Here is a 19659-nt window from a genome sequence, read left to right on the forward strand (position 1 = left end):
CTACAACATCATGTGTAGAGCTCTTTTTAATCAACTAATAGGTTAATCCGCTAACAATCTAAGTAGCTTAATTTGCTGATGATGAGCCTCTTAGGATATCGCGCTTCACTTCACCTTTCAGATCGGTCAGGGTTTGCTGATCGATATCAATCAAGAAGTGATCACTTGCTTGGCCTGTTGCGAATTTTTCAAGAATCACGAACAAACTACCAAAACGAGAGCGGAACACTTCACCAACGGTATATTGGCCAAGGTCACCCAGTTCTGAATCCACCGTGCCATCGAACTCTGAAAGTTCACGACTCAGCAACTCATATTGGCGCAATTGTGTTTCACCGATATCACGGAATGCCAGTTCGTCTGCATTACGTAAGCGGTAGAAGTCAGTCGCTAGCAACTCACCACTCCATTCTGCAAAATCTTCAAGCACTAGACCTTCTTGAGAGGCAATAGCGTCAGCTTCAACTTTCGCTGCTTGCCAGTCTTGTTGAAATTGTTCGTAGTCGTCTACTCCATTTGCAATACAGCCCTCGACTGGATAATTCATTTCATCAGCTAACTGGCAAACCGTAAAATTAGTTTCTAGCTGAGACATGATCATCATCTCTTCGCCACTCATTCGCATAATCATTTCACGCATCTCTAACGGCCAGTCATCCGGAAGGAATCGCAGGCGCGTTAGCTCACGGATGTGCCAATCGGTCAGTTCGTAGTAGCTCTCTGACTTCAGAATATCTTCGTTCCAGATTTTCGCTTTTGCTTCTTCGTCATTACCTGCTCTTGCCGTTAGGTACTCATACTCTTCTTCATAGTGGCTAAACAGCTCGTTGTAACGTGCGACTTGATCGATGACCACCGTCTCAACTTCAATCTGGTTGTCAGGACGAATGTTCAACAGTTTGTAGGCCGGAATATAGCCCGCTAGCGATGGTGCTTGGATATTAAATAGAGTGTGCTGTACACCATCAATATTGAAGCTCTTCTTACCCGTATCGTTAAAGTGCATGTGACCGCCAACATGGATATTTAGGCCAGTCGCAGCCAACGCGCGGCTGGTATTGTCATCCGGTTCACGAGCCAGTTGATGGCTTCCTTCGCCAAACAGATCTTCAATCTCTTCAGAAGCGCCGTTGTAGAAGTCGGTCATTGGGAAGTGCGAGAAAGAGACCAGCGTCTTGTTCTGCTCTTTCGCTGCTTTTACAACATCAGAGATCCAATCAATCACGTGTTCTTTGTGAGTCAGCATCATGTTGTAACCAGCGCTGCTTGAACCATCAAACGTGTTTCCATCGACAGAGCTATCAGACGAGTTTTCTTTCGGGCGATAAACGTTCGCGTCGATCGCCAGCAACCAAAGCCCTTTCACTGGCTCTACTAAGTAACTGGTATCCGGCACTTCAGAACAGCTTGAGTAACCACTTTCTTTGTAACTGCCGCCCGTACCTTCATAACAGATCTCGTACATGCGCTTATCAAAAGCCGCTTCTTCTTTAGCTAAATCATAGCTGTAACTAGCTCGAGCTTGGTCGCTGCTGTAAGGCGTTTCAAAGTAGAGGTAATCTTGTTGAGGGTAGAAGCCGTGAGTGCCAAGGATACTCATGATCTCTTCATAGCCCCACTCACGTACTTCTTCAGTACATATGGTTGCTAGGTTGTCGCCTTCACCGGGAATCGTCGTCCACTCATCGTCATAACCAACACACTCTTCTTTACCGCGGCTATAGATACGCTGCTTCTTACCACCCTCGCCTAGGTAATCAGATTTACCTGCAGGGATTGTAAATGGACGTACTGGATCGTGGTTACCTGGCGCTGCAAAAAACTCAAGGCCGTACGTGTCGCGGTAGTGATCAAAAATGCTCACCAAGCCACGCATATGAATCGGCTGACCGTCGTCACTAAAGTCACCTGGCAAGGCTACGTATTTCACGCCACGCTCAACCACATCATCAAGCGCCGCTATCATCGCAAAGTAGTTTTCATTGAATAGACGAGTGGAGTTCATCTGAGACTCCATCGTTCGAATTGTCGCATACTCGCCACTATCCGAATTGTAGAGTCCCGCGAACGAACCGTCTTGAAAATCACCGTAGACATCATGGAAATGGATGTCAGGCATGAACGCCACTTGCACTGCGCTATCTAGATTGCCGCTGTCGTCACTTGGTGAACTTGAATTACAACCAGCTAATGTGGCTGCTATTAAGCCTGACAGTACGGTCAATGTACTCTTTTTCATTTTCTCTTCCCAAAAAGTTAGAACTCAAAATTTGGCGAGGAGACTAGATGAGAAAAATGACACTATTGTTTCTTATATCTTACAAAACGTCGCACAACGAACGCTTATGCGACATTGCTTCAATCGTTAAAATTCAACAAGTTACCATTCATCTCAAAAGCTGATAGTTCAACAATACGAATCGAAGGTTAATATATAAATCGCCATAAAACCTCCACCTAAACATCAGTAAAGGCAATGTATTCAGACCGTTTAGATAAGTCACATGTCCTCAAAACCTGAGTCGCTCTGACTAAGATAGTTGCCAATAAGAAAATTCATTGAACCATATCCATTATTACAAATGTGTAATAATCATTTTCTATTTAAGGGGATTATCAAAACACGTACTCACACCTATACTAGCTCCAACAAAACGAGAGAGCGGAAACAATTAAGCTCGACTACGCTTAACGGGTTGAATTTAATTGCACAGTTATCCGCTGTACTGACATATATAGGAAACATCCAATGACAATCGAAATTAAACCTGGTCAAACGCATATCAAATCAAAAGCAATGGTTGCATGGGCAGCTGGCGAACCACTAAAAATGGAAGAAGTTGATGTACAACTTCCTAAAGCTGGTGAGGTTCTAGTTCGCATCGTTGCTACTGGTGTTTGTCACACTGACGCATTCACATTATCAGGTGACGATCCAGAAGGTATCTTCCCTTCAATTCTTGGTCACGAAGGTGGCGGTATCGTTGAGATGATCGGCGAAGGCGTTACAAGTGTTGAGATTGGCGACCACGTTATCCCACTTTACACTGCTGAATGTGGCGAATGTAAGTTCTGTAAATCGGGTAAAACTAACCTATGCCAAGCGGTTCGCGAAACGCAAGGTAAAGGCCTAATGCCAGACGGTACAAGCCGCTTCTCTATCAATGGCGAAACAATTTTCCATTACATGGGTTGCTCGACTTTCTCTGAGTACACAGTACTTCCAGAAATCTCTCTAGCGAAAGTAAGCAAAGAAGCGCCACTTGAAGAAGTTTGTCTTCTAGGTTGTGGTGTAACAACGGGTATGGGCGCTGTATTAAACACAGCTAAAGTTGAAAAAGGCGACAACGTTGCTGTATTCGGCCTAGGCGGTATCGGTCTTTCTGCAATCATTGGTGCTCGCATGGCTGGTGCTAACCGCATCATCGGTGTTGATATCAACGAGAGCAAATTCGAGCTAGCAAAACAGCTTGGCGCGACTGACTGCATCAACCCAACTAAATTCGACAAGCCAATCCAAGACGTTATCGTTGAGATGACAGACGGTGGTGTTGAGTACTCTTTCGAGTGTATCGGTAACGTAAACGTGATGCGTCAAGCACTTGAGTGCTGCCACAAAGGTTGGGGCGAATCAGTCATCATTGGTGTTGCGGGTGCAGGTCAAGAGATCGCTACTCGTCCATTCCAACTAGTGACTGGTCGTGTATGGCGCGGTTCTGCTTTCGGTGGTGTTAAAGGCCGCTCTGAGCTTCCAGAAATCGTTAACCGTTACATGGCGGGTGAGTTTGGTCTTCAAGAGTTCATTACTCACACTATGGGTCTGCAGGACGTAAACGAAGCATTCGACCTAATGCACAAAGGTGAATCTATCCGTACTGTTCTACATATGGATAAATAATACCCCTTGGTCTCGATACCTCGGTATCGAGACCGCAGTTCTGACTTAAACATCAGAGCGAAACTGTCTTCACCACCTCCTGCCCGGTGGGTGGTGAAACTTTAGATGATATAGACATGTTATTCTCCAAAACCATCAACCTAACGGAGCACAATAGATGACAATCGAAAACATTAGCCAAGCAAAGGTTGCTGGTGGTTGGCACAAACAATACACCCACTTTTCTGCAACGCTTGACTGCAACATGCGTTTTGCGATTTTCTTGCCACCTAACGCAAGCAAAGAAAACCCAGTTCCTGTTTTGTATTGGTTATCAGGCTTAACCTGTACCGATGAAAACTTCATGCAAAAAGCCGGCGCTTTCAAAGCCGCGGCTGAGCAAGGCATTGCGATTGTTGCACCCGATACTAGCCCACGTGGCGAAGGTGTTGCCGACAATGAAAGCTACGATCTCGGCCAAGGTGCAGGCTTCTATGTGAATGCCACTCAAGCACCATGGGACAGCCATTACCACATGTACGATTACGTGGTAACAGAGCTCCCAGCTTTGATTGAATCTTTCTTCCCAGTAACGTCTGTGAAATCGATTTCTGGTCACAGCATGGGCGGACACGGTGCCCTAACGATTGGTATCAAAAACGAAGATAGCTACCGTTCTATCTCGGCATTCAGCCCAATCACCAACCCAATGCAATGCCCTTGGGGACAAAAAGCATTCAACCAATACTTGGGCTTAGATATTGAAGAGTGGAAACATTACGACGCGTCTGAGCTTCTAAAAACCAAAGGCACTAAGCTGCCAATGTTGGTTGACCAAGGCGAAGCCGATAACTTCCTGATTGAACAGCTTAAGCCTGAGCAATTGGTCGAAGCCGCTAAGGTAACCAATGCCGATTTAGATCTACGTATGCAGCCAGGTTACGACCACAGCTACTACTTCATCTCTAGCTTTATTGATGAACACATTGAGTTCCACGCTGCTTACTTGAACAAGTAGCCAGATGAATTTAGCCCGCACCTTGTAAACGCAAGGTGCGGGCTTTTTTATGCCTACTGATTTTATTACTGTTGCTTTTATAGCTGCTGAATACGCTGCTTTAACGCTTCTAAATCTATATCATTGCCAACAATTCGTAATCGGACATACTCTTCAGTCATCGCGTCGCACGTAATTGCAAAATCGACACCTGAACATGTTTTAATGCTGATATTCTCAAATAGCTTTGAAAGGTTAGTTCCTGTCTTTTTCAACAACATAATGGGCGTTGATATTGACGTGCCAAGCACCTCAATATTGTGCTCAGACAACAAGCCGATCATTTGCTGCTTAAAGTATTCAGTTTTGCTGCGGTTCATTTCTAAGAAGTGTTTCGCATTGGGTAGGGTCGCCGATGCGATTTTTATTGAAGGGTAAGTCGGCGTAAACACACTCACCGCAGCTTCGATTGCAGAAGTCAGGTTTTCACTGCTGGCTAAGTAACCGAGTCGAATCCCTGCAAGTCCTAAGCCCTTAGAAAAAGTTCGTAAAACAATTAAGTTGTCCAAGACCAAGGTTTGATCGAGCATAGACTGCTCAGGGGTCAGGTATTCACCATATGCCTCGTCGACAATCAAAATAGTGCCAGAACGCTCACATACTCTCGCTATCTCAACCAGATAAGCTCGATCGTAGATTCGACCCGTTGGGTTGTTCGGATTATCGATATACACCAAGGCAGGATTTTGGCTGCTTATTTTTGAGGCCAACACACCGAACAGATCCGACTCGTTTTGATAATCAAACATGTTGATGGACTGGTACTTCCCGCCCACCAAAGTGAACTCTGATACTGCTTCAACAAACTGAGGGCCAATGCCTATCATGGTGCGATTGTTGTGATCGATAAGTTTATTGAAGATAAGTTCTAGCGCCCCTAGAGAGCCCGTGGTGTATGTAATACGACAATCTTCAATCCCAATAAACTGGCGAGTCAGATAAGTCAGCTCCGAAAGCTCCCTGTGGCAATAGTACTTATCAATCCCATAGATAATAGCTTTGACCACATGCTCAGGGATCTCTGGGGCGCCAAATGGATTAGAGCCGAGTGAGCAATCGATACGAAATGAGTGATCGACATAAGAATGGTATTCGCCACTTAACCGTGGATTTAAATGCATAAGAAAACGCTCAAAAAATATTCATGCGCTATTCTTATCGTACTAAGTTTTATCTATATAGGTCATTTCGCGACAGTTCTTCGTCTTGTTTCGAGAGACTGGTTAAAAACAAAGATTGGTTCAAATAACGAATTCTCTTAAGCCATAATCATGAGTTAAGCACTCGTGTTTCCATTTCGAGTTAACCGAACCGCTTTCTTTGCGCTAGATTAAGCTGAGATAAAATAGGGTAATAACAGAGCTTGCATCTTTACTCTCCCTAGTTACCATAGCCCCATTAACATCCCCCATATTTTGAAGGTTGCTATGAAAGCAATTAAGACTCTTTTCTTCCTGATGGTTTTATTGAGCGGTCTGTTTACCGCTTGGCTGTTTATCCCGATTCCAGCGACCATGGACAAGCAAACGCTCGATGTTCCATTAACGGAACCATTCAAGCTTGTTGCGTATCGCAGCAACCCGAATGATGCGAGCAAGCCGCTGACTTACCACTACTATGTGATTTCAGATGTAGTTGGCGTAGACGACATGGATCCATTCCTGATTACCACGGACCAGTTCGTGAAGCTTGGCGAATTCGACGAGAACACATTCAACCTTACGGTTAACGGCAAGATTGATAGCTACACCAACGATTTGTGGATCAAGAAATCTGATGGCAAGCTTCAACACTGGTACGTGAGTATTAACGCGAACTATATTCGTTAAAATCGAACTGCAATAAACCTCATTTTAAAACTGCGCTTTGGCTTCCAAGCGCAGTTTTTGTTTCTAACAACACCCTCCACTTATCCCGGCCCAGTCGACATGAACTGCATTGCCTACTTTTGATTCACTACTGCCCTTACTTTCAAGGTGTTATAAGCTCTTTAGATACGATAAGCTCAGACTATGCTCGACGCCCAATAAATCAAAAATAATAAAGGATAACCCGTGGAATTTACGCTCGACAAATTTAACGGCATCATCATCGACCCAGCAACAGCCCCTCACGATGTTGACTCATTCAATGCCGAACTCAGCGAGATCACCGAATTTTCAAAGCAGAATAACAAAGGCATTATTTGGATTAGCCTACCTATTTCGCTCTCGCACCTCATTCCGGTAGCGACCGAACTTGGCTTTGTGTTCCACAACTGTCTAGAAGACGAGATTACGCTGATCCACAAATCCGAAATCGTTGAGTTTGTGCCTTTTATTCCGACCCACACCTTGGGTGCTGGTGCGTTAATCACTAACGAACACAATCAAGTTCTGATGATCAAAGAGCACGGCATGACGGGTTACAAATTACCGGGCGGTCATATTGAGTTGGGTGAAGGCATTGAAGAATCGGTGGTTCGGGAAACATTGGAAGAAACCGGTATCGAGGCAACGTTCGTTTCTGTGGTTGGCATGGCGACGAGACACCCGTATCAGTTTGGCAAATCGAACCTCTACTTTATTTGCCACCTTATCGCTCAAACCCAAGAGATTGCGATTCAAGACACCGATGAAATTGCAGAGGCTAAATGGGTTGATGTTGAAGAGTATATTAACAACCCCGACAGCTACCCGTTTAACCGCCAATTGGTCGGCTCTCTGATAGGAAAGCAAGGTTTGGAACTCACTCAGCTAGAAGGCAACTATGGCCCTGTCCACAAGCCAGAGATCTTCTTTTCGAAAAACTAAAGCGATTCAAACATAAAAACGCCAAGCTCATAAGAACTTGGCGTTTTGCTTTTCGTTTATGTTTTTATTTAAGCCAACTAGCTGTTAGTGACTTCCTAATAGACTGTTCTAGAACCTATCTATTTTAGAAAAAGCCTAACGGATTAGTATCGTAGCTGATTAATAGGTTCTTGGTGTTTTGGTAATGATCGAGCATCATCTTATGTGTCTCACGGCCAATGCCCGATTTTTTGTAACCACCAAACGCCGCATGTGCTGGATAAGCGTGGTAACAGTTCACCCAAATACGCCCCGCTTCAATGTTACGACCCATGCGATACGCGAGGTTTGCATCACGCGTCCACACACCTGCACCCAAGCCATATTCAGTGTCATTAGCTATCTCTAGCGCTTCTACTTCGTCTTTAAACGTCGTCACCGCGATTACAGGGCCGAAGATCTCTTCTTGGAATACACGCATTTTGTTGTGCCCTTCCAGCATGGTTGGCTGAATGTAGTAACCATTACCGAGATCATCAGATTGCTGCGCGACTTCACCACCAGTTAGCACTTTAGCGCCTTCTTGGCGACCGATTTCTAGGTAGCTCAGTATCTTATCGAACTGCTCTTTAGAGGCTTGTGCTCCAACCTGAGTATCAGTATCTAGCGGGTTACCTTGTTTAATAGTTTGAGCACGCTCGACCACCTTGGCGATGAACTTATCGTATACCGATTCATGAATCAGCACACGTGATGGACAGGTACACACTTCACCTTGGTTGAAGAACGCAAGCAACATGCCTTCGACACACTTATCAAGGTATTCGTCTTCATGGTTAAAGATATCTGGGAAGTAGATGTTTGGAGACTTACCGCCAAGCTCAACCGTTGATGGAATCAAGCTTTCTGCGGCACATTTCAGGATGTGGTGGCCGACCTCTGTTGAACCAGTAAACGCCAACTTCGCTAAGCGATCGCTGGTTGCTAACGCTTGACCCGCTTCGCTACCAAAACCATTCACGATGTTGACTACGCCTGCTGGCAGAAGATCAGCGATCTTCTCCATCATCACTAAGATCGAAGTCGGTGTTTGCTCGGCTGGCTTCATCACCACACAACAGCCCGCAGCCAGTGCAGGTGCCAATTTCCAAGCCGCCATTAAAATCGGGAAGTTCCAAGGAATGATCTGGCCGACTACACCAATTGGTTCTGGGAAGTGGTAGCTTGCGGTGTTTGAATCGAGCTCTGCTGCACTGCCTTCTTGCGCTCGGATACAACCCGCAAAGTAACGAAAGTGGTCAACGACTAACGGAATGTCTGCTGCTAAAGTTTCACGCACAGGCTTGCCGTTTTCCCACGTCTCCGCGACCGCGATTTCTTCTAAATTCGCTTCAATGCGATCGGCAATTTTAAGTAAGATGTTCGAACGTTCAGTCACGCTGGTCGAAGCCCAACTTGCACGAGCAGCATACGCGGCATCGAGTGCCAAGCTAATGTCTGCCTCTGTTGAACGTGCCACTTGGCAATACACCTGACCATTCACTGGGGAAGTGTTATCAAAATACTCGCCGCTGACAGGCTTCACCCACTCGCCACCGATAAAGTTATCGTATTGCGCTTTAAAGTTCACCACTGCGTTGTCACTACCCGGCTGTGCGTAAATCATAGTTAGATCCTTCTTCGATTTGATATTGAGCTAGAGCTGTCTTATTTTTGTGGCGGCTACCCTTGAGAAAAGAACTCATGGCGAGACGCCCATGTTTATACTTTCTGTTTAAAACACTGATACTTCGTGTTTTCTTCACAACAGTAACAACGCAAATCACACGCCAGAACTTCAAAACTTGTTGTTAATAAATTGTAAAACTATGATTACCAAACGTTTACAACCCAAAGTGAGTTGGCATTGAACGGACGTATGGAAACCACTCCAGTGTTCAACTGTTCCAAATTGGTACACCCTCACTGTTACGACATGGAACAGTCATGCACCTTCAACAAGCAAACACCTCAGATTGGCTTTCGTCCTCTTGGCACCGCAGCACAGAAGCGGGTCTAAAACAGAGACGGCTTCCCGAAGACATTCGCCTGCCTCAATCGATTCTTAAGCAGCGACGTTATCAATCGGCTGACTTGATCCACATCGTCGAACGCAATGCGCTGCCTTTGTTTAATCAGATGTTTGCTCGTACCGACAGTCGTTTGATTCTGACCGATATTGAAGGGGTGATTCTGGCGAGTTGGGGACAGGAGCGGTTTAAGGAGAAGCTGACATCCATTGCACTCAGCTCTGGAGCGTGTTGGCAGGAACAACTGAAAGGCACCAACGCGATTGGCACCGCCATTGTTGAAGCCAAGCCAGTATCCATCATTGGCGAACAACACTTCATCCACCAGCATCGATTTATCAGCTGTTCAGCAAGCCCGGTGTTCGATCACCAAGGCCAAATGGTTGGCGTATTGGACATCACCAGTGAGCAACAGCAACACGACAGTTCGGTGCAGCTACTGGTCCAAAATATGGTTCAGCTTGTTGAGAACCAGCTATTAAGTCATATCCCGCAAGGCACTACTCGCATCGACCTCGCATGTGAGAAGTCGTTATTACACAGTGGTTGGCAAGGGATAGTGATAGCGAACGAAGCTGGCGAGGTAGTCGCGCACAATCAGGTTGCCTCTCAGCTGCTGGATCAAACCTCAATCGTTGGCGAATGCATAGATACCCTGTTCAATCGAACCTCATTAGACACGCCTTTTGTATTTGAGAAACAACGCCTCAAACAAACAACGAACAAGCGCACACGATCCATTTCAGCGTCGTGCGATTTGCACCATGGGGAACAACAGATAGAACACGCTTGGCAGCAAGCCAATAAGGTTATCGATAAAGGGATCAGCTTGTTGATCTTAGGAGAAACAGGAGTTGGTAAGGGCGAGTTTGTTAAGGCGCTGCACAAGCAAAGCCAACGTAAATCGTCGCCGTTGGTGGCGGTAAACTGCGGTGCACTGCCGAAAGACCTTATCGAATCCGAACTGTTTGGCTACGCGCCGGGCGCTTTTACTGGCGCAAGCCACAAAGGATTCCAAGGTAAGATCCGCCAAGCAGACAAGGGCATTCTATTTTTGGATGAAATAGCCGACATGCCGTTAGAGGCTCAGTGTCGATTGCTGCATGTTCTGCAAGACAAATCCGTAGTGCCCGTGGGTTCGAATCAAAGCTACCAAGTCGATTGTCAGATCATCGCTGCCACACATAAAAACCTAGAGCAGTTAGTCGCAACTGGCGAGTTCAGACAAGACTTGTATTATCGCCTAAACGGCTTAGCCTTCACCTTGCCAAGCCTACAACACCGACAAGACAAGCACACCTTAATCGAGCACATTCATCGTAAATACGCCGAAGACAAACAGACAATCTGCCCGCACTTAATGAGCTTGCTGTGCGCTTACGCTTGGCCGGGCAATATTCGCGAATTAGATAACTTACTCAAGGTCGCCGCCCTACTTGCGAGCGATGAAGCACAACTCACACTCGAGCATGTGCCCAGCCACCTTGCTCAACATCTCACATCGTTAGCGCAAGGTAATCAGCATCAACTGACGCCTCCTAATACCACCAAAGGTACAGCTAATAACGATTTAAGAAGTACCGTTGAAGAAACCTTGTTGCAAACGTATCAAGCGAACCAAGGCAACATCAGCAAGACTTCACGAATACTCGGTATCAGCCGCAATACCATTTATCGAAAGCTGAAAAGTTTGGGGATTCTTTAGCAGGAAGATGAACCTAAGCTACTCAGACTCTAACTCCACAAGTTGATTGAGCACTTCTTTGTCCAATACTGGATGATGTTTGCTCGCTAAGATCAACACAATATCGACCGAAGGCAACGGCGGCATATCGTCAAGAATTTTCAAATCTGAAGTGACGCTGAGCTTACCCATCGCGCCAATGGCTAATCCGGCTTTAACGATGGCACGTTGTGCAGAAGCCGTATTGCTACACGCCAATAACTGATAAGGCGTGCCCTGCTTAGTTAAGCCATTCACTGCCGCTGCGTGATACTTACAATCGGTCTGAAACAAAGCTAATGGGACTGATTTAGACTCATCGAACACATAATCAGGGCTGCTTATCCATACTCCGGTATCGTGAGTGAGCCAGTATCCTTCTTCACTATCGGGCGCTCGGGTGACAATTGCAGCATCAAGCCTGCCATCATCCAGCCACTCTCTCAGCGTAATGCTGGGCAGGCTAAATATTTGGATTGAGCACGTAGGCTCGGCTTGCTGTAACAGGCGAATCACTTTCGGCAGAATAGTGTCGTTGTAGTCTTCAGGGCAGCCGAGTCGCAGAGGTTGTTTGTCTTCGTAACGCTTTACTTGCTTAAGCGCGGTATTGTGAAGGGCGACTAACTGTTCGGCATGAGAACGCAGCGCTAAGCCGGCTTCTGTGAGTATTAAGTTACGTCCTTCTTTTTGGAAAAGAGTCACGTTGAGCTCTTCTTCCAACTTACGCATCTGCGCACTGAATGCCGATTGGGTGCGATTTATCTGTTTCGCAGCACGAGTGAAACTACTGGTTTCTACGAACGCGAGAAAGCCTCGCAAAGCATCAATATCCATATTGAAATCACCACCCATCGTTTTTATTAATGTATTGCATCAAAATTATCCGTTAGTGCGCCGCAATACAATCCCCTAAGCTCAAATGCATGTCCCTAGGCTCAAAGCTTACTCACCAAACGAAAGGAAGCAACGATGCAGCTCTATATTGGAAACCAGAACTACTCAACTTGGTCACTGCGCGCATGGCTAATATTCGACAACTACAATCTGAATGCAGAGGTCATCAAGCTCAAACTCTTCACTTCTGATTTTTACGACACTCTGGCAAAAGTGACACCAACGGCCAAGGTTCCAACCTTAGTAGATGGTGACGTTGCAGTGTGGGATTCCCTGGCGATTCTCGAATACGTTAACGACGCCCACTTAGACGGTGCAGCATGGCCAAAATCCACCAAAGAGCGCGCTCGTGCAAGAGCCATTTCCGCCGAGATGCACTCTGGGTTCTTTGCCGTCAGAAATGAAATGCCGATGAACTGCCGCGCCAAAAGAAAGCTCACACTCAGTGAAGACGCACTGAAAGACATCGCACGTATTGATGCAATATGGTCAGCACAAATGGAACAATACCCTGAAGGATGGTTGTTTGGTGAATGGTCGATTGCCGATGCGATGTTTGCACCTGTGGCATTGCGCGTAGAAACCTATGGCATCCAGCTTTCAAAGAAAGCATCGCAGTATCAACAACGTGTACTTAACAGCCCATCAATACAAAAATGGTTGGCAGAGGCAAGCTTAGAAACCGATGTGGTTGAAGAAGACGAGGCGGGTGAGCCAGTATAAGTCGATAGCGATGAGTCTCGATATAGCATCGAGACTCATTAAATATTAAGCGATTAGAGACGTTTCACTAGAGTGCGTTTTTTCAGAGTATGGTCTTCAACAACTCATTAAACCGAGACGCTATCCACTGATGCGAAGCGGATGTAAATGTACGTTGGTGCTGCAATAAATAAAGGTCTACGTGATATTGCTTGCTGTCTACAAAATCATAAATATCGACAAACCGATGATCGAAATCTGGCAAAGCATTTAAAGCGTTCATACCAAAAATCACCGCATCAGAACGAGAAGCGATTTCCATTAATACATGAGTTTGAGTACTTCGAAGCTTTGGGCGTTTATCACTTTCTAGTTCTAATAAGATCTGTTGCAAAGGGGTATTGAATGCTTGCTTGTGGTCTTCTTCAACGTTCATAGCAAGCACTGGGTATTGCATGATCGCATCTAACGTTGATTTCCTTCCAACCAGAGGGTGATCCTTTCTAACAAACAATTTGGGGTAGATGGTCCCTATCTTGGTGGCTTGGTATTTTTGATCTAACGAGCTTGCATAATGAATCGCAAAGTCTAACTTACCCTTGTCGAGCAAGTCATAAGGGTTACTTTTCGCAGCCATCTCTATCAAGTTCACATCCGGGGCTTCTTCAAATAATCCCAAGGCTAGATTAGGAAGAATGGTGCTCCCCAGAAAGGTCGGTAAAGAGATCGAAAACGTATCGTTGCACTCTCGAGGATCAAATTGATTACGCTGAAATAACGCGTTTAGCTGCGGCAGAATGTGTTGCAGTTCTTGGCCTAACTCTAGTGCTTTTGATGTTGGTGTTAGGCCCGTAGATGTTCTGATAAAGAGAGGATCATCAAAGGTTTCTCTCAGCCGTTTTAAGCTGCGACTCATGGCCGACTGTGACACAAATAACGCCTTTGCAGCATTGGTTACGTTGCGTTCTTTAAGCAATGTATCAAAGGCCACCAGCAAATTTAGGTCGACTCGATTCAACTGATATGACATGTCTTTTCGCATAAATCCTCTAGCTATCTTTGAGCAATAACAGTGCTAAGCGCTGAATAACCTTAACATGAAAAGATGCACCCATTTATAGGGTGCATTCAAACTTGCGATACCTTCTATTTCACCTTAACAAAATCACTTGGTTTCCATGAATTATCAAACCACCTCTCTGTCGGCGAATACATGCGGAAGATGATATTAAACCCTTTGCCTTCCGTCGTTTGAACCCAGTTATGTTCCATTCCTTTAGGAGCATTGGGCGAAAAATGGACAGTGATAGAACCATCGCTGTTCTTCTTAATATCTTCACTCAAACCATCAAGGCCAGCAGATTTTTGGTCGGTTTCTAACATAGAGCGAGTCTGGTTATCGTAGATCATAAATGACCAAAACTGCTCTACTGGTGCATTCGGTGGCAAAGTCACCGTGTAGTGCTGACTGCCATCCAACACTTCCTTGTTGGCATCAAGTGTCGCCAACAGATAATCCGATCCTTTTCCTACGGTTTTCGTCACCATATCTGGTGTAATCCCGGTTGCCATGAAGTGGAATGTTGCTCGCATATCGGAGTCAATTACGCCATTTTCATCTTTAAATTCATGGCCTGAGACTAACGGCGTGAACCACTGTCTATCATCGTAGCGAAACATCTCTTCTTTAGGGTGGAAATAGCTTGAGCGTACTTCAGCAGTCGCTATTTTTGCGGCTTCCGACAGTATTTGCTGCATACGCGTGTTTGACACAAACTCTTGCCCTTTTTCTATTCCGATATCTTTAGCCAACGACAACCATTCAGCATCAAAAATAGCAGTAGGTTCATATTGAATGAGTGCATTGACCTCATCGTAGAACGTCTCGTCCATAGCATGGATGGTGTTGTAATCGACGCCAGAAATATTGATGAACTCTGTCTTATCTTCTTTGCCATACGGATACAGCTTGGTTGTGTTTTTTAATGTTGTAATACTCTGTTCCATACTCTCTGGCGAGCTCACCAAACGCAGCAATAGCCAATGCTGATACCCTTCGCTGACAACCTCAATGTACCCTTCTGGAACCTCGCCCTTCCACGAAGAGTGGCGGATAAAATACTTACCTGATTTAGCTGCATTGTCTGGGTGAGTGACACCAATTCGATCAACGTACTTAAATGCAGCATTGTCGAGTAAACCCATAACCGGAGTAGGAACTTCTAGAATCACCGGGCCATTTTTTACATCAATTTCCGAAGTGACATAGGGTGTCGTCGTGTTCGCTGTTAACCAAAGGCTATTGGCATCTAAGTTGTCTTCAGAAATTGCGATGGTTTGATTAGGCTTCATGCCGATACTCTCATGCCCCAACAATAACCCTTGTATTGAAGCAACTGGAATACCGGATAGAAAAACACGAACAGCATTAGATACTTGAACAAAGTCTTGCACCTTGGCGTGCGTTTCTAGTGTCGGTGCACCATCGGTATAATTGAGCTCACCTAGATAGCCAGATTCGACCTTGTTTGGCGTAATGATGCCCTCTGGTACTTGCGCACTAAATTTAGGCTCAGCGAGCGCCACAGATGAACAACCTAAAGTAATCAGCAACGTAGCAATAATCGATTTTTTCATAATATTTTCTCTTGTCTAAAATGATTCTCATCGCCTAACCGGCCCCAATTTGTATGCTTCACTTAGGGGCACGCATTAAGCTATTTGCTTGCAGAGATGGTTGAGTCTCTATTGCTTGCTAGCCACTGATTTTTTCCATGTCTTCTAGCATCCAGTTTTTAAAGAAAGTCTTCGATGTTGGGCGGTAAAGTCGGAACAATAAGAAGTAATCTTCACCACCTGTAGGAACCCAGTTTTCCTCCTGCCCTTTTGGTGCTTCAGGGCCGAAATACAAATCATACGAACCATCTGGATTCTTTTTCATCGTGTCAGCGTTTCGAGACGATAGTCCTACTCGATCGACCCCTTTAACAAAATTCTTGGTTTCCATGTTGTAAACAATCGCTGACCAGAAGTCCTCGACAGGCGTATCGGCTGGTACATTGAGCTTGTACGTCGCTTTGCCATCTAACATCTCACCTTGTGAATCGCGTAAACCCGTTAGATAAAAGGTTGAACCGCCTAATTGCTTCGGCAAGTAAGTCACGTAGAAGTACGACGCCGCTCGCTTATCAACTAACACCTCATCTTCATCCACGAATGGGAAGCCAAGTTGGGCTTGAGGGCCAAAATTCCAGAAAGACCATTGCGACAGAGGTTTGCCGTTTTCATCTCTCCATAGCGCACTCACCGTTTGATCCGGTTCAACGAACTTTGATTGCATGTGCGCATAGGCCATCAGCACACCTTCACTCATCGCTTTTTTCTGCTCAGCTGTTGGGTCGAATTTTTTCCCTTTTTCAATACCAAGGTCTTTTAGTAACGACGCCATTGCTTTGTCTTGCGTTCTGACCGGGTTCTCTTGGATGACGTCATTAATGTCTTGAAAAAACGTCTCGTTGTAATATGGGAGGCTGTCATAAGCGACACCCGTTGCATCCAAGTAATCTGTCTTAGGTGGGTTTTCTGCATCGGCTAAGTTGTAGATTTTGATTTGCTTCGCGTAGTTCCCCGCATCCAAATCTGTCGCCCCATTGGTTAACGACGGTCTGAATGAAAAGCCATACAGGTACGTATCCGTTTCAAATACAAGGTAACCCTTACTTTCGAGATCCTGCTTCGTACCTAATTTATTGTCGTAACCTGGTGGCAGGAATAGATACTTCCCTCCCTTGCCTTCGTCAGCACCTTTGTAGCCAACATCAGCAATCGGAACCTCCCATTGGTTTACGATTGAGCCAAAGTAATTCACTTTGTCTGTTGCTGCAGGCACCTCAATCACCACCGGGCCGTTCTTCGACGTTATCGTTGCCCAAGCGTAAGCGGTGGTATCGTTCGCCGTGAGAAACCCCTTTTCGGAACCAAAAGGTTCGTTCACGTAAACCACATCGTTAAAGTCGCCATCAAGGTCACGACGTGTCGCTTTTAGAAAATCAATTTGAGTCACAGCCGGCATATAATGGATTGCTGTTTGAGTGGCACGCTGCACCATCATTTTGTATTCAAGATTTTCAATCTGTGATGCGCGATTAAGGATGTCATCGGTATCATCGAATGATTGGGAATAAACCGGCATTGTGCTGATAGCAAGTAGCGAAGCTAATAGAAGTTTTTTCATGTTGAGCATATCTCTTCGTAAAGGTGAAACATTCAATTGTTTAAAAAACATCCTTTGTTTGAACCCAGTATACGAACGAGACCAAATCCCATCCAATGACTTATAATCATTATAAATTATTCGAATTGTGGATAATGCTAGTTATAGTTCGACTATTCCGGTACCACTCAATGATCTGTAAACCTTCCTCTACTCCGTAATAATTCGGTCGATTGTGATCACCGAATCACAATGTGCAGGTGTGATTGTTTATATTCAACGAAATTCAAATAGTTAAGATAAACATCATGTTACGAGCAACGATCGCATTACTCAGTGTTACTAGCTTCGCCGTATCTGCCAACGCCCCTCTTCCTTCTGGAGAAGAGTGGCTCAATCATGCTACTGAAGGGCTTGCACCTTACTGGTTGATGTCTAGCGCTCAAGGAGAACCGATAGGCAACTTCCCTACTTTCCGCTGTGATGACGGTACCTTGCTCGATGTTTCCGATGTGTGCCCTGAACTGAACAAAGGCTGGATCATGCCGCACTTTGGCAAAGAGTTTACGCGGATGAAGTCACGTCAAACTTATGCCTATGGCGTGCTCTACCACCTTACTGGCAATAAACAGGCTTTAGCGCTTGCCAAGCAAGGTGCCTACTACATCATTGATCAGCTCGAAGATAAGCAAAACGGCGGCTTTATCGGCTACACAAAAGAGGGCGAAGCAGGTCAGAATTGGCAGCAGCGTACTTCTCAAGATCAAGCGTATGCGTTGGTTGGACTCGCGATGTATTACTACCTGACCCAAGACAAAAAGGTCGAAAAAGCACTCATCGCACAACAAGCTTTTATCTTTGATAAATATCGACTTAGCGACAACAGCGGTCTTGCTTGGGTGCTTGCGGATGGTGAAGATGGCAGTGCAAAACGACGTGAACTGGTCGCGCAGCTTGATCAGATAAACGGCTACCTGTTGCTCGTCGCACCTCTGCTCAAAGAGCCCGTCAAATCAAAATGGCTTGATGACTTAAACTGGCTCACACAAACCATGATTGACCAATACCATTCTGAAGATGAACAACGCTTTTACGGCGCGATTCACGATAAAGCTGCGATGATGCCGAATGCTAATCACAACGATTTAGGGCACACCATCAAAGCGTATTGGATGACTTATCTGACAGGCCAAACATTGAATAACTCTGAATGGTCTCAGTTTGGATACGATGGCATGAAACACACTCTAGCTCAGGCGCAATATCAGAAAGAGTTCTCCAACGTATCCCAATATTATGGCGAGGAACTTCAGAGCGAGTGGAAAGGACAAGAGATAACTGGATGGCAAAGCAGACCAAACACAAATTGGGCTTCATCATGGGAGTGGGCTGAGCTCGATCAGGCATCAATGACGGTTTCGCTAGTCGATGGTTCAATGAAAGAGGTGCTGCAATACACCCTACCGACCTTTCATGATGTATGGGTCGACCACAAATACGGCGGTGTCGGGCTTGATCCAAAACGCACCAAGGCTTTCCATTGGGGCAACGGTTATCACCAGTTTGAGCATGCGCTGATTGGCTATTTATATGCTCGACAAGAGGAAGGTAAACCCGCTGTGCTTCACTACGCAAGGCCAACCAATAGCGAGATGCCAATGGAACCGTATTACTATCAAGGGGATGTGGTTAAGTTAGAGAACCTAGACGACGGAACCCAGAAGGTCAGTTTCAATAACATTCGACCTTAGCGCTGGTATTGGTTCTGATTAAGCGGATTGACAACCAAGCCTGAAATCAGTTTTCAGGCTTTTTAATGGCTACTTTCTCTTCCCTTGCTCCACCAACTTTTCATTCCATGCCGTATTGCCGTCACGCTTAGTCACGTCATACTCTGAACAGAACTGAGAGATAGTCATGTTGTTGTCGCCAGTCGCCAATTTCAACGCCAACTGGACTTGTTGAAGTTTGCTTTGCAGACGCAGAATCTGACCAGCATTTGGGCTTTTTTCTTTGGCATACTTTAAGGCTGCATGCTTACGCTCTGCCGCGCCCGCTCGGCGATCTGCTTCTGATAACAGATACTTGAGTTGAGCAACACTCTTGCCTTTCTTGAAGGCAGGATCAAGCAACTCAACGCATTCATCAAACGATGGATCAATAACGTATGGGTCAACTTTATGAGCTTGTTGGCGCATCCATTCGAGTGCGAGTTTTTCATCTGACATAATTACATCTTTACCAAAGAAACAGCCCTATATGGTATCGCTCAATAGCAAACCGCTGCAATAACAAATTGAGTGACTTTACGCCTTTTTGCACTGTGCCGATTGACTCATTTAACAATCACAGC

15 protein-coding genes are annotated in these 19659 nt (G+C 45.5%); 7 read left to right on the forward strand and 8 right to left on the reverse strand.

Features of this window, described 5'->3' with window-relative positions; genetic code table 11:
- Positions 1-67: 67 nt before the first annotated feature.
- Positions 68-2239 (reverse strand): metallophosphoesterase, encoded by a 2172-nt coding sequence (locus AB6E85_RS00520; protein WP_050632485.1) that lies wholly within the window; start codon positions 2237-2239, stop codon positions 68-70.
- Between the two features lie 510 nt (positions 2240-2749).
- On the opposite strand from AB6E85_RS00520, the gene AB6E85_RS00525 reads away from it, so the two are divergent.
- Positions 2750-3898: an S-(hydroxymethyl)glutathione dehydrogenase/class III alcohol dehydrogenase gene (locus AB6E85_RS00525; protein ID WP_017076927.1), complete on the forward strand. Its 1149-nt coding sequence runs from the start codon at positions 2750-2752 to the stop codon at positions 3896-3898.
- Positions 3899-4055: 157 nt separating this feature from the next.
- Positions 4056-4895: an S-formylglutathione hydrolase gene (gene fghA, locus AB6E85_RS00530; RefSeq protein WP_050632486.1), complete on the forward strand. Its 840-nt coding sequence runs from the start codon at positions 4056-4058 to the stop codon at positions 4893-4895.
- Positions 4896-4972: 77 nt separating this feature from the next.
- Here the strand turns inward: fghA and AB6E85_RS00535 are convergent, their stop codons facing one another.
- Complete coding sequence (locus tag AB6E85_RS00535; protein WP_372140991.1) at positions 4973-6055, reverse strand: aminotransferase class I/II-fold pyridoxal phosphate-dependent enzyme; 1083 nt, start codon at positions 6053-6055, stop codon at positions 4973-4975.
- Positions 6056-6361: 306 nt separating this feature from the next.
- On the opposite strand from AB6E85_RS00535, the gene AB6E85_RS00540 reads away from it, so the two are divergent.
- Together AB6E85_RS00540 and AB6E85_RS00545 are read left to right on the forward strand one after the other, a co-directional pair.
- A complete protein-coding gene (locus AB6E85_RS00540; RefSeq protein ID WP_017061631.1) occupies positions 6362-6763 on the forward strand; it encodes a hypothetical protein in 402 nt (133 codons plus the stop codon).
- A 225-nt stretch (positions 6764-6988) separates the two neighbouring features.
- Positions 6989-7726 (forward strand): NUDIX domain-containing protein, encoded by a 738-nt coding sequence (locus AB6E85_RS00545; RefSeq protein WP_050632488.1) that lies wholly within the window; start codon positions 6989-6991, stop codon positions 7724-7726.
- 124 nt (positions 7727-7850) lie between these two features.
- Here AB6E85_RS00545 and AB6E85_RS00550 read toward each other — a convergent pair whose 3' ends face one another.
- Positions 7851-9371: an aldehyde dehydrogenase family protein gene (locus AB6E85_RS00550; RefSeq protein ID WP_050632489.1), complete on the reverse strand. Its 1521-nt coding sequence runs from the start codon at positions 9369-9371 to the stop codon at positions 7851-7853.
- A gap of 320 nt (positions 9372-9691) precedes the next feature.
- On the opposite strand from AB6E85_RS00550, the gene AB6E85_RS00555 reads away from it, so the two are divergent.
- On the forward strand, positions 9692-11479 hold the full coding sequence (locus AB6E85_RS00555; RefSeq protein ID WP_372140992.1) for a sigma-54-dependent Fis family transcriptional regulator: 1788 nt from the start codon (positions 9692-9694) through the stop codon (positions 11477-11479).
- A gap of 18 nt (positions 11480-11497) precedes the next feature.
- On the opposite strand, the gene AB6E85_RS00560 is transcribed toward AB6E85_RS00555, so the two are convergent.
- Positions 11498-12349 carry a LysR family transcriptional regulator gene (locus tag AB6E85_RS00560; RefSeq protein WP_372140994.1) on the reverse strand — a complete coding sequence of 284 codons (852 nt, stop codon included), beginning with the start codon at positions 12347-12349 and terminating at the stop codon, positions 11498-11500.
- A gap of 117 nt (positions 12350-12466) precedes the next feature.
- Here AB6E85_RS00560 and AB6E85_RS00565 point away from each other — a divergent pair, with 117 nt between their 5' ends.
- Positions 12467-13114, forward strand: a complete 648-nt coding sequence (locus AB6E85_RS00565) for a glutathione S-transferase family protein (RefSeq protein ID WP_372140995.1) — start codon at positions 12467-12469, stop codon at positions 13112-13114.
- Between the two features lie 82 nt (positions 13115-13196).
- Here the strand turns inward: AB6E85_RS00565 and AB6E85_RS00570 are convergent, their stop codons facing one another.
- From AB6E85_RS00570 to AB6E85_RS00580, 3 genes are all read right to left on the reverse strand, one after another.
- The gene (locus AB6E85_RS00570; RefSeq protein ID WP_052880428.1) at positions 13197-14135 is read right to left on the reverse strand and encodes a LysR family transcriptional regulator; all 939 of its coding nucleotides are present in this window, start codon (positions 14133-14135) and stop codon (positions 13197-13199) included.
- A gap of 104 nt (positions 14136-14239) precedes the next feature.
- Positions 14240-15730 carry a DUF1254 domain-containing protein gene (locus AB6E85_RS00575; RefSeq protein ID WP_372140996.1) on the reverse strand — a complete coding sequence of 497 codons (1491 nt, stop codon included), beginning with the start codon at positions 15728-15730 and terminating at the stop codon, positions 14240-14242.
- Between the two features lie 118 nt (positions 15731-15848).
- Complete coding sequence (locus AB6E85_RS00580) at positions 15849-17327, reverse strand: DUF1214 domain-containing protein (protein WP_372140997.1); 1479 nt, start codon at positions 17325-17327, stop codon at positions 15849-15851.
- A gap of 287 nt (positions 17328-17614) precedes the next feature.
- Here AB6E85_RS00580 and AB6E85_RS00585 point away from each other — a divergent pair, with 287 nt between their 5' ends.
- Positions 17615-19057 (forward strand): N-acylglucosamine 2-epimerase, encoded by a 1443-nt coding sequence (locus AB6E85_RS00585; protein ID WP_372140998.1) that lies wholly within the window; start codon positions 17615-17617, stop codon positions 19055-19057.
- A 69-nt stretch (positions 19058-19126) separates the two neighbouring features.
- On the opposite strand, the gene AB6E85_RS00590 is transcribed toward AB6E85_RS00585, so the two are convergent.
- Positions 19127-19534, reverse strand: coding sequence for a hypothetical protein (locus tag AB6E85_RS00590; protein WP_017061620.1), 408 nt, complete (start codon positions 19532-19534; stop codon positions 19127-19129).
- Between the last annotated feature and the right edge of the window lie 125 nt (positions 19535-19659).

Origin of the sequence: Vibrio sp. 10N.247.311.51, assembly GCF_041467855.1 — a bacterium.
In the GTDB taxonomy this organism is placed as follows: domain Bacteria; phylum Pseudomonadota; class Gammaproteobacteria; order Enterobacterales; family Vibrionaceae; genus Vibrio; species Vibrio coralliirubri.

Excerpts from the sequence above, each read along its gene's own strand:
- AB6E85_RS00560 (WP_372140994.1), bottom strand. The coding sequence starts at position 12,349 with ATGGGTGGTGATTTCAATATGGATATTGATGCTTTGCGAGGCTTTCTC.
- AB6E85_RS00525 (WP_017076927.1), top strand. The coding sequence starts at position 2,750 with ATGACAATCGAAATTAAACCTGGTCAAACGCATATCAAATCAAAAGCA.
- AB6E85_RS00520 (WP_050632485.1), bottom strand. The coding sequence starts at position 2,239 with ATGAAAAAGAGTACATTGACCGTACTGTCAGGCTTAATAGCAGCCACA.
- AB6E85_RS00590 (WP_017061620.1), bottom strand. The coding sequence starts at position 19,534 with ATGTCAGATGAAAAACTCGCACTCGAATGGATGCGCCAACAAGCTCAT.
- fghA (WP_050632486.1), top strand. The coding sequence starts at position 4,056 with ATGACAATCGAAAACATTAGCCAAGCAAAGGTTGCTGGTGGTTGGCAC.
- AB6E85_RS00555 (WP_372140992.1), top strand. The coding sequence starts at position 9,692 with ATGCACCTTCAACAAGCAAACACCTCAGATTGGCTTTCGTCCTCTTGG.
- AB6E85_RS00570 (WP_052880428.1), bottom strand. The coding sequence starts at position 14,135 with ATGCGAAAAGACATGTCATATCAGTTGAATCGAGTCGACCTAAATTTG.
- AB6E85_RS00565 (WP_372140995.1), top strand. The coding sequence starts at position 12,467 with ATGCAGCTCTATATTGGAAACCAGAACTACTCAACTTGGTCACTGCGC.
- AB6E85_RS00540 (WP_017061631.1), top strand. The coding sequence starts at position 6,362 with ATGAAAGCAATTAAGACTCTTTTCTTCCTGATGGTTTTATTGAGCGGT.
- AB6E85_RS00580 (WP_372140997.1), bottom strand. The coding sequence starts at position 17,327 with ATGAAAAAACTTCTATTAGCTTCGCTACTTGCTATCAGCACAATGCCG.
- AB6E85_RS00585 (WP_372140998.1), top strand. The coding sequence starts at position 17,615 with ATGTTACGAGCAACGATCGCATTACTCAGTGTTACTAGCTTCGCCGTA.
- AB6E85_RS00575 (WP_372140996.1), bottom strand. The coding sequence starts at position 15,730 with ATGAAAAAATCGATTATTGCTACGTTGCTGATTACTTTAGGTTGTTCA.
- AB6E85_RS00535 (WP_372140991.1), bottom strand. The coding sequence starts at position 6,055 with ATGCATTTAAATCCACGGTTAAGTGGCGAATACCATTCTTATGTCGAT.
- AB6E85_RS00550 (WP_050632489.1), bottom strand. The coding sequence starts at position 9,371 with ATGATTTACGCACAGCCGGGTAGTGACAACGCAGTGGTGAACTTTAAA.